The 10,289-nt window shown below is 69.3% G+C and carries 8 protein-coding genes and 2 tRNA genes; 8 read left to right on the forward strand and 2 right to left on the reverse strand.

Annotation, left to right across the window (positions count from 1 at the left end; translation table 11 throughout):
- Positions 1 to 225 precede the first annotated feature (225 nt).
- Complete coding sequence (locus WME85_RS12835) at positions 226 to 1,428, forward strand: hypothetical protein (protein ID WP_437838083.1); 1,203 nt, start codon at positions 226 to 228, stop codon at positions 1,426 to 1,428.
- A complete protein-coding gene (locus WME85_RS12840; RefSeq protein ID WP_437838085.1) occupies positions 1,425 to 2,222 on the forward strand; it encodes an MXAN_2562 family outer membrane beta-barrel protein in 798 nt (265 codons plus the stop codon). Before WME85_RS12835 ends, WME85_RS12840 begins: the two co-directional genes overlap by 4 nt.
- Positions 2,223 to 2,272: 50 nt before the next feature.
- Here the strand turns inward: WME85_RS12840 and WME85_RS12845 are convergent, their stop codons facing one another.
- A complete protein-coding gene (locus tag WME85_RS12845; protein ID WP_437838087.1) occupies positions 2,273 to 2,866 on the reverse strand; it encodes a serine protease in 594 nt (197 codons plus the stop codon).
- Between the two features lie 127 nt (positions 2,867 to 2,993).
- Positions 2,994 to 3,067, reverse strand: a tRNA-Pro gene (locus tag WME85_RS12850).
- Positions 3,068 to 3,248: 181 nt separating this feature from the next.
- Here WME85_RS12850 and WME85_RS12855 point away from each other — a divergent pair.
- From WME85_RS12855 to WME85_RS12880, 6 genes are all read left to right on the forward strand, one after another.
- Positions 3,249 to 3,656 (forward strand): VOC family protein, encoded by a 408-nt coding sequence (locus tag WME85_RS12855; protein WP_437838089.1) that lies wholly within the window; start codon positions 3,249 to 3,251, stop codon positions 3,654 to 3,656.
- Positions 3,657 to 3,851: 195 nt separating this feature from the next.
- Complete coding sequence (locus tag WME85_RS12860; protein ID WP_437838091.1) at positions 3,852 to 4,904, forward strand: hypothetical protein; 1,053 nt, start codon at positions 3,852 to 3,854, stop codon at positions 4,902 to 4,904.
- A 132-nt stretch (positions 4,905 to 5,036) separates the two neighbouring features.
- Positions 5,037 to 5,109, forward strand: a tRNA-Arg gene (locus WME85_RS12865).
- A gap of 863 nt (positions 5,110 to 5,972) precedes the next feature.
- The gene (locus WME85_RS12870) at positions 5,973 to 7,118 is read left to right on the forward strand and encodes a TauD/TfdA family dioxygenase (protein WP_437838093.1); all 1,146 of its coding nucleotides are present in this window, start codon (positions 5,973 to 5,975) and stop codon (positions 7,116 to 7,118) included.
- A gap of 172 nt (positions 7,119 to 7,290) precedes the next feature.
- Entirely contained in the window at positions 7,291 to 8,448 is a 1,158-nt protein-coding gene (locus tag WME85_RS12875; RefSeq protein ID WP_437842279.1) for an acyl-CoA dehydrogenase family protein, read from the forward strand.
- A gap of 94 nt (positions 8,449 to 8,542) precedes the next feature.
- Positions 8,543 to 10,261 (forward strand): NAD(P)/FAD-dependent oxidoreductase, encoded by a 1,719-nt coding sequence (locus WME85_RS12880; protein ID WP_437838095.1) that lies wholly within the window; start codon positions 8,543 to 8,545, stop codon positions 10,259 to 10,261.
- Positions 10,262 to 10,289 lie beyond the last annotated feature (28 nt).

A 10,289-nucleotide genomic window follows, 5' to 3' on the forward strand; every position in this document is an offset into this window, starting at 1 on the left:
GGCGATGGGGCGCCGGCGCTTCGCTGCTGGGCGGCGCGGAGGTGCCGCGGGGCGGAGGTGCGGACGTGCTGCGGCGCGGAGGTGCCGCTGACAACTTGTCAGGAACGGCGAGCTGCGCCGGCCAGCTCGTCATCCGGCTCGGGCGGTGCGCGTGATTTCCCCTGACTTGAAAGGCCGTGCGAGGTATTTGCGGCGTGGTACGAGCTGTGCTGAAAGGACGCGCGCATGGATAAGACAAGCTTTCTCATCGGGCCACCGCCGCGAGGGCGGCGGTTCCGGGCCCGGCTGTGCGCGGGGGCCCTCGCGGCGGCGGCGTTCGCCGGAGGCGCGAGCCGGGCCGGCGCGACGGTGGCGATCAGCACCGACGTCGAGCGCACCGGGGACCGGCGCCCTACCTCGAAGTTTCCGCTGTGGATCAGCCGCGAGGACTGCCTCACCGACAACGATCTCCTGTTCACGATCACGCTGTCCCAGGGGAGCTTCTCGCGCGGCGATACGCTGTCCGTGTGGGTGAGCGAGAAGGTGGATTGCAGGCTTCGCACGGAGCGCGACAGCGACGGCGGCTGCACGCAGATCGAGGCCCGGTCCGATCTGGACACGACGCTCACGTTCCGCGTGCCTGTCGAGAAGATCGCGAGCGCGCTCCGCGCGCCGGACTGCAAGGACCCCGGCCCGAGCACCAGCGCGCGCCCTGTGTCGATCTACTTCCTGCGCCAGGAGTCCTTCCAGGACGACGTGAGTGAGGGCGACTCTGCCGTTTGGACGGATACCAGGATGGATCTGCTCGGCCCGAGGCCGCCGTCGGACGTGAAGGTGGGCAGTGGCGATACCCGGCTCATCGTCGAGTACTCGTTGTCGTCCGACGATGACACGTTCGGCCATTACTTCTATTGCGACAGCAACGTCGTGAGCTCACCGGGCGGCGGCGCTGGCGGTGCAGGCGGCGGCGCTGGCGGTGGGGGTGGTGCAGGCGGCGGCGCTGGCGGTGGGGGCGGTGCAGGCGACGGAGGAGATGACGGCGGGGACGGCGACTCCAGCTGTGGCTCGTCGGTGCTCGTTCCAGGAGAGATCCCGGATGCCTCGCTGGTTCCATGCGGCCGGGTGGGAAGGGCGAGCGCGGGTGAGGCGTCAGGCCTCGAGAATGGCATCTCTTATGTCGTCGGCGTAGCCGCTTACGACAACATCGGGAATCCAGGCGTGATGTCGCAACTCGCGTGCGGGGTGCCGGTGGACGTGGACAGCTTCTTCGAGCTGTACCGGGAGGCCGGAGGCCAGGCGGGCGGGGGCTTCTGCAGTGTGGCGGGGCCGGTAGGGGCAGGCCGGTGGCTCCCGGTGCCCCTCGGCGCGATGGTGGCCGGCGCTGCCCTGGGAATGTGGCGCAGAACTCGGCGGCGGCGCGCGCGCCCCTCCACGCAGGAGCATGGATGAAACTCCATTTCACTCGGATCACCGCGGCGTGCCTTGCCGGTGGCGCCGCGCTGCTCGTCGCCAGCGCCGCCTCGGCGCAGGTGCGCGCTCCCGACACCGACTGGCGGCGGCACGACCGGTCGAGCATCCACAACAGCGAGCGGTACGGCTCGCCTCAGAGCTTCGCGTTCGAGCTGCGCTTCGGCGCCTACTCCCCCGAGGTGGACGAGGAGTTCTCCGGGGGCGGGACGGGCCCTTACGCGACGACGTTCGGAGATGGCCCCCTGTTCTACTTCGGCCTGGAGCTCGACTGGCTGCCGCTTCGCATCCCCTACGTGGGCGCGATCGGGCCGGGGCTCGGCTGGGGGTACACGTCGGCCTCGGACAAGGGGTTCGTCGCCGGCACGGCCGACCGGTCGGCGGAGGATACGTCGCTCACCGTCATGCCCATGCACCTGTCCGCGGTTGCCCGGTTCGATGAGCTGATGCGAAAGACAGGGATCCCCTTCGTGCCCTACGCGAAGGCAGGCCTCGGCATGGGGTTGTGGTACGCCGGGAAGGCCTCCGGCACGGCGGAGCACGAGGGCGTGAGGGGAGAGGGCATCAGCTGGGGCACGCACCTCGCGCTCGGCGGGGCGCTGGCGCTGAACTGGCTAGACCGGCGCTCCGCCTCCCAGCTCGACGAGTCCACGGGCATCAACCATACGTACCTGTTTGGCGAGTGGATGTACGCGAACCTGGACGGGCTCGGATCGAGCTCGCAGATGCACGTCGGTACGTCGACGTGGGTCCTGGGGCTGGCGCTCGACATGTGATGTGGCGATCGGCGCCGGCGCGGCGGGGGACGCCGCGACCGGCGCTGGCTTCACAGCTCGTCGCTCTCGAACGACGTGCCGCTGTCCGTCTCCTCTTCGATGACCGTCGTTCCCCGCGGCCGGGCCGTGGTGGGGCGACGCGGAGGGCTGTCGCTCTCGAAGGCCTGGAGGGTCTCCTTGGAGGGGGGCCCGAAGATGGGCATGACGAGCTCGCGCGCGGCGCCCTCGCGCTCGTACGCGATCTTGAGCTCGTTCGCGCTGGCCAGCGCGCGATAGGCCGCGAACAGGTCGTCAGGGCGCTCGAGCGCGGTGCCGTTCACCTGGGTGACGACGTCGCCCGGCTTGAGCTCGATGCCGCTCCAGTCCGGGGGCAGCGCGAGGATCTTCCAGCCGATGAACGCGCCAGCCCGGATGACCTCCTCGACCGGCACGCGCCGCAGGATCCAGGGCGGCCCCTGCGCCAGGACGCGCTCGACGTCGGCGCGGGCGAGCTGCCCAGCCGGCGCCGCCTGCCTGGCCGGGGCCGCGCTCGACGCCCGCGGCGCCGGGGCCGCGGCTCGACCCGTCGCCTGCTGCCCGCCGCACCCCGCGAGGACGGACAGGGAGAGGCAGGCGCCGAGCATGATCTTTCCGTGCGTCCACATCGGGGGGACTATGCGCGGCGAGCCCGAGGGGGCCAAGTAAGACGCACGCGGGGCGAGGGCGATGAGAGGCGAGCGGCAGGGCCGAGGCCCGCCGGGCTCGCGAGGGGAAGGGGTTCGCTGAAAAGGGTCGGGGAGGCGGGATTTGAACCCGCGACAACGAGCACCCAAAGCTCGTGCACTACCGGACTGTGCGACTCCCCGGGCGGAGCGTCCGCGAGCGGGACCATAGACGAGGCGCCCTGCCGGGGCAAGGCAGGTCGCGGGGTCGAGGTCGCGGCGGTGAGGTCGCGGCGGCGATCGGGCGCCCGGCGTCGGCGAGGCGAGGGACGTGCGGCTTTTCAGGTGCGGTGCCGCGCGAAAGGCGCTGAGATGAGGGGGCCGCATGAGCGAGCCGCTCCCGTCGCTGTCGGTCCATCACCTGGCCGTGGTCGTGCGCGATCTGGACCGGGCCGAGCGGTTCTACGCGGGCGTCCTCGGGTTGCCGGTGGTTCGGCGCTGGACGGACGAGGCCGGAGCGCCGCGGTCGGTGTGGCTCGAGCTCGGGGGCGGCGCATTTCTGGCCGTGGAACGGGCGGCGGCCGCCGGGCCGACGCGCGCCGACGAGGCGCCAGGCTGGCACTGCGTCGCCCTGGGGATCGGCCCGTCCGAGCGGGAGGCGTGGCGCCGCCGGCTGGTCGAGGCGGGCGTGGCGATCGAGCGGGAGAGCGCTTACTCGATGTACGCGCGCGATCCCGAGGGCAACCTGGTGGCGCTCAGCCATTACCCGCACGCGCAGGCGGGGGCGGGCTGAGGGTGTGCAGGGCGAGCCGATGCGGGGCGCGCCGACGGCGCGGGGAGGCGCGCAGAGCGGGCAGCGTGGGGCGCGCGTGCAGCGCGCGTGGTGCGCTGTGGTGAGAGGATGGAAGGTCGGGCGGCGAGCCAGGGCGCTGGAAGCTTCCCGGGGGCAAGCGCGTCGAAGGGGAACGAACGAGCCGGAGGTTTCGAGATGCCGCGTTCAACGTCCGAGTCCATGTCGCCCGATGCTCCTGTGTCGCTCGTGGTCCCGTTCGGGGCCATCGGGCTCGTGGGCGGCTGGCTCACGGCGGACAGCTTCCACATCGCCGACAACGCGCCCCGCTACCTGCTCGCGGCCGTGACGCCCGTGGTCGCGGCGCTGCTGGGCAGCTACCTGACCAGGCGGATCGGAGGCGTCGGGGCCGGCAGCGCGGCGGTGACGTCGAGCGCCGGCGCGGGGTGGGGGGACGGCGCGGCGTGGATGGATGGCCCGGGACGGTGGACCCGACGAGGGCCGCTCATGGCGAGCCTGCTCGCGCTGTGGGCCATCGGCGTGGCCGGCGTCGTGAACGGCATGACCATCGGGCTCGTGCTCGGTCCGGCGGGGATGATCATCGGCGCGGCGTTCGGCGCCGTGTTCTCGCTGCCGTTCGTGCCGGCGCTCGCGGCGGTGCTGCTCGCGGCGAACCGCGTCGGCAGGGCGCGGGCAGGCTCGATCGTGGCTGGGGCCGACCGGCGCGCCGTGTGGGCCGCGACCTCGATGGTGATCGCGCTGGCCGTGCTGATGGCGCGGGCGGTCTTCGGGGCGCCGCTGGCGCCCGAGCTGGGGCGCGCCGTGGCGGCGATGGGGCTGGCGGCGGTGGGGGCGCTGTTCGTGGTCGACGCGGTGGCGCTGGCGAGGGTGCTGACGCTGCCGCGGGGGCCGATGGCGGCGGGCGAGGGGGGTGACTTCGCGGGAGAGGTCGAGGTCGAAGAGAAGGGTGAGGCGGGGGAGCCGGGAGAACCCGGGGAAGAGCAGGCCGCACGGGGGAGGAGCGCTGCGCGCGGCGGGCGGGGGATGGGGGAGAGGATCGACCTCGGCCTCGGGGACGAGGTGCAGGTCGAGGTGGTGAGGCCAAACCACGCCTACCGGGGCACGCGGCAGATCGCCCGGGTGGTGCGGGGGAACCGCGAGCGCGCCGTGGCGGTGCTGCGGGCGGCGCTGGCGCGGGGCGGGATCGCGCTGGCGATCGGGGCGGCGCTCTGGGGAGAGCCGTGGACATGATCGAGGCGCGCGGAGCCTGGCGGAGAGCGCGCGGCGGCGAAGGAGCGGGCTGGTCGAGGGGTGGCCGTGGATCTGGCTTGATGCGAGAAGCGAGGTGTGCCAGGGTCCGGCGCCCATAGCGGCTGTGCCCCTGCCCCCGTAGCTCAGTGGATAGAGCAGCGGTTTCCTAAACCGAAGGTCGCAAGTTCAATTCTTGCCGGGGGTGCGAATGATCTCTTGGGCTTACACTAGGCCCGAGATCCCTGGCCAGCGTTGCGCGCTCGGCTCGATGAGGCAGGCGCGGATGTCGCGGTAGCTCGGCTGCACGCTCCCGTGCCCGAGCGACACGCTGACGTGCTCGAGCGAGGCGCCACGACTCCTCTGGTCGCCGCGTCGCCGCGTCGCCGCGTCGCCGCGTCGCCGCGCCGGCCTGTCCGTCGATACGACTGCGAATGTACGTCGACGGCAGCTAGAGCATGACCTCGCCGGTGCCGAGGATCTGCGGCCGTCCGCCCGGTCGAGATCGCTGCTCCCTCTCAGAAATGGAGTTCGCTTCGAGCTCGATCCCTGCTCGTGGTCGGTATCTCCTGAGCGGCCGGTGCCCCTCACCATGGGAGTCGGTCCGGATCAGGGAGAGGGGGCCGAGGTGGATGTAGAGTTCCCGCGCCGCCGGCGCTCGTCATCATGCGATCTGCAGGTTTGACAGGGCGCCTCACAAGCCTTCAATCCCCACAGCCGCGCCTCTCTGCTTTGCCATTGAAATTTCGCTCCGACGCGAAAGATCCAGATCTGCCGATCACATCGAGGGTTGTGCCGCCCAACCTCAGGTTCAGGCGCCCGCTGCGGCGCCTGAAACGTGAAGAATCACGGCCGAGTACACCGGGCGAGACCTGGGCGACACGTCGGCGATCCGCGGATGCTTATTCCGCGGATGCTTATGCCGATGCTTACGCGGATGCTCTGGTCCGTATCGAGTGTGAAAGCGCTTGCGCGGCGTGAGCAATGCTACTACGTTGTGGCAATGTGACACGGAACGGATGATGCCTGTGGCAATCCGGCAGTCTGGCAACGCGGCATAGGGAACGGACGATGGTTGAATTGACCTCTCGCGGGCTCCTGCCCGGTGAAAGCAGCTGGCCAACCGGGGTGAAGCATCTGCCGTTGGTCATCGAGCCAGCACAATCCCTGTCGGCGGAGTCCATGACCTCGCTGCTGCGAGATCAGCGCGCGTGGGTCCTGGGCCAGCTCACCACCCACGGCGCGATCCTCCTCCGCGGCACGCCGTACCGGGAGGCCGCCCATTTTGTCGACGTGATGAACGCGCTCGGCCTGGACTACCGTGCGTACCCGCACCTCACCGACAACTATCGTCGTCCCGTCGTCGAGGGGGTCGTGAATGCCTCGAGCACGGAAGCCCCGTTGCCCGTGCCGCCCCACACCGAGCAGGCTTTCAGCAGCGTGCGACCCGGCGTCCTGGGGTTCATGTGTCTGCAGCGCGCGCCGCTGGGCGGACAGACGCCGTTGCACGACTGTGTGGCCGCCTACCGAGAGCTGACGCCCGCGACGAAGGAGATGCTTCAGGGAGCGTTCTTCTGCAAGGTCACGGATCAGATGAGCGAGGATGCCGTGCGGTCCAACTTCAACACGCTGGATCGCGCCGAGATCGATCAGATCTGCAAAAAATTCGACCTCGAATGGTCCTGGAACGGCGGGAAGCTCAGCTTCGTGACGAAGGGCCCCTGCGTGGTCGCGCATCCGATGACCGGAGAGACCGCGTTCTCGTGCTTCTGGACCGTCCCGTCGATACACTACTTCTTCCGCAACTACCACGGGGTGCCCGGCGCCGATCGCAAGATGGCGATGCTCTGTCGTGTCGTGCCGCTGTCGGCCTTCGACTTCATCCTTCGAAATTGCGTTCCTTTCTTCAGAAAGAATTATCGTTACTTCCTGTTCAAAGACGGCAAGCGCATGGACGTCTCCCTCGAGATGCACACCGAGCTCAACGCCGTGATCTGGAAGAACACCACCGTGTTCGAATGGCAGCCCGGCGACATCCTGATGATCGACAACATCAAGGTCGGGCACTCGCGGATGCCGTTCGTGCCGCCTCGCCACGTCGTGGCGTCGGTTTGCAACTACTATGACGCGCGGGAGCGTCGGGTCGAGGCGACCGCGTCGCGCAGCTCCACTGACACGGAGAAGCATTCACCGGATCGGAGCGCCTACACGGCCTGACGGCGAGGAGGGCCGGCGCTGAAGACACGGACCTGGTCGCCGTGCTTCCCGCCGACGCGTCGTCCCCGGCGGCATCGAGGAGAGGCCGCAAGCGCGGGGTACAGCCTCACGGCTGAAAGGTGTAACACACAAAGCGTCCACGACGAGCAGGGAGAGCGGCTTCGTGAAATCGATGGCGGAGATGTTCCGCGAGCACGTCCAGACGTTCATCGACGAGCAGGTCGTCGGACGCGAGCAGGAGCTCGACGCCCCCGACGAGATCCCGCACGCCATCTACGAGGCGTTTCGCGCCAAGAACCTCGCCAACTGGTGGATTCCGCGCGCGTACGGCGGGCACGGGCTCTCGCTCGAAGAGAGCGTCGACGTCGTCATCGACCTGGCGTACGCAGATGCCGGCCTGGCGTTCGCGTTTTTCTTGCCGATCCTCTCGTCCACTCCCATCCAGCTCTACGGCACGGAGCCGCAGCGGCGAACCTACCTCACCGAAATGGCCCGCTCGGGCACCTTCGGGGCCACGATGGCGAGCGAGCGCGTGGCCGGGAGTGAGCTCATACGCCTCGGGACGGTGGCGGAGAAGGTCGACGGCGGCTTTCGCCTGAACGGCGAGAAGTTCTTCTCGACGAACGCCGCGCTGGCCGACTACTTCATCATCTATGGCGCAATGAGCGGTGACAGTGCTCGGTTCGCCGCCTTCGTCGTCCCGGGCAGCTCGGAGGGGGTCGAGATCTTGCGGCGCTGGCCCACCGTGGGCGTCCGGGCAGCCGGCACGTACGAGATCGCGCTGCGCGGCTGCTCCGCCGATCCCCCTCTGCCAGGAAACGGCCTCCGTATCCTGGAGGTCGGCCTCAACGCGAGCCGAACGCTCATGGCGGCGTCGGCCGTGGGGATCGGCCGTCGCATCCGAGACGTCTGCCTCGACTACGCGAGAGGCAAGGAAGTCAAGGGCAAGCAGCTCCTCGAGAACGACGTCTTCGGGGCCAAGATCGGCCAGATGCAGGCGGAGCTCGAGACGATGGCGAGCCTCTGCCGCGTCGCCGCGCGGGATTTCGACGAGGTCATGCGGCGCCCCGACGCGCCGGAAGCCTTCCTGCACATCGGGTCGCTCAAGTCCGTGCTGGTCGCCAAGATGATGTGCGGCCAGCTCGGCGGGCGCGTCGCGGGTGTAGGCGCGGAGGCGCTCGGCGGGCTCGGTTACACGGAGGAGTCCCTCCTCGGGAAGCTCGTGCGCGACATGCGGTACGTGGCGATCGTCGAGGCTGGCGAAGACGTGCTGCGCGACCTCCTGTACGTGCGCCACACGCTGCCCGCCTTCCTGGGTGGCCGGCGATGACCTTCAGCGGAAGAGCGCGGAACCGAGGTTCAACGAGCAGGAGCGACCTGCCGTGTCGCGTTCGGCGTGGCGACCACATCAATCGGGGAACGGAATGGAAAACTCATACGATATCGTCGTAATCGGTAGCGGCATCGCGGGCGCGTCCGTCGCGCTCTGCCTGGGCCGCGTTGGCGCACGCACGCTGGTCGTGGAGCGCAAGAGCCATCCGCGCTTCGCGATCGGCGAGTCGACCCTTCCGACGACGAGCATCCTCCTGCGCCACCTCGGCCGGGCCTACGGCGTCCCCGAGCTGGCGCAGGTCTGCCATTACCTCGGCTGCAAGGAGAATGGCCTCACGGCGTGGCCGAAGCAGCATTTCTGGTTCGCGTACAACCACGAGGGGCGGCCCGTCTCGCCGGACGAGGAGCTGATGCTCGAGACGCTCCTCTTGCCCCAGGGCCCTGATTGCCACTGGATGCGCGCAGACGTCGACGGCTTTCTCACGTCGCGCCTCCCCGCTTATGGGGTCGACTACACGGACCACACGGAGGTGGTCGACTTCGACACACGCGCCGACGGCGTGGAGCTGAGGCTCCGGCGCGCGGACGGCGAGCACGTCGTGCGGGCGAAGTATGTCGTCGATGCGTCGGGCCATGCCTCGTTCCTCGCCGACAAGTTCGACCTCCGGGATCCGGTCCCGCGCCTCAAGACGAACACCCGGGTCATCTTCAGCCATTTCCGCAATGTTCGCCCCACGAACGACCTGCTCGGCGGGCCCCACGCGAACTTCCGGTTCAATCGCTTCAACGGCACCCAGCACCACGTCTTCCATGGTGCCTGGATGTGGATCATCCCGTTCGACAACGGCGTGACCAGCGTCGGCCTGGTGCTCGATCGGGACGCCTACCCGCTCGACCCGAGCACGTCGCCAAAGGACGAGTTCTGGCGCTTCATCGAGCGCTTCCCCACGGTGGCGGAGCACCTGAGGGGCGCCGAGGCAATTCGAGAGTACAACCGCACCGATCGTGTTCAGTTCACGTCGAAGACGATCCTCGGCGAGCGGTTCATCCTCACGCCGCACGCCGCGGGCTTCGTCGACGCGCTCTACTCGAGCGGCGTCCTGCTCACCTGCGCGTTCATCGCGCGCTTCATCCCGCTCGCGCGGCAGGCGCTGGCGGACGGCGACTTCTCGCCCGAGCGGTTCCGCGGCGTCGAGCGCGACTTCTTCGGCGAGCTCGAGCAGGTGGATCGGCTCGTCAGCGGCAGCATCCGGGCGTCGCGCCACCGCGAGGTCCACAAGCAGTTCTGGAAGACCTGGGTCTACGCCTCGTTCGCGCAGGCGGCGTCGAAGCTCCTTCACCCAGATGCCCTCGGCATCCAGCTCTATGGCGGATCCATTCCGGCGTTTCGCCGCGACGTGGCGCGGATGCACGAGATCGTGTCGGAGGAGGGCGGCGACGAGCTCGAGCGCGCGGCGCGCCTGCGCGAGATCATCACCGGCTGGCACGAACAGATCAGCTACGGAATGGTACACACCTTCGGGGAGCCCGGCGTCGGCGGATCGCTGTGCATCACGGCGCCCGATTTCAAGCAGAGCCGCGACCGTCTGTCGGCCTTCCTCCAGAACCACGCCGCGAAGTACCCCGAGCACCTCCCGCAGCTCGACCTGCAGCACGCGACGGCCTGGGTGAAGGAGGGCTCGAAGCACCGCGAGAACTACGTCGCCACCTACGCGAACGAGGACGACACCTCGGTCCTGCGGCGCTCGCTGGGTGTCATCTTCGAGGGAGCCAACCCGAGCTTCGACTATTTCACAGATCTGCGGAGCTGAGGGGCCTCGAGCCGCAGGGAGGTGCTCG

Source organism: Sorangium sp. So ce1153 (assembly GCF_051521595.1).
Lineage (GTDB): Bacteria > Myxococcota_A > Polyangia > Polyangiales > Polyangiaceae > Sorangium.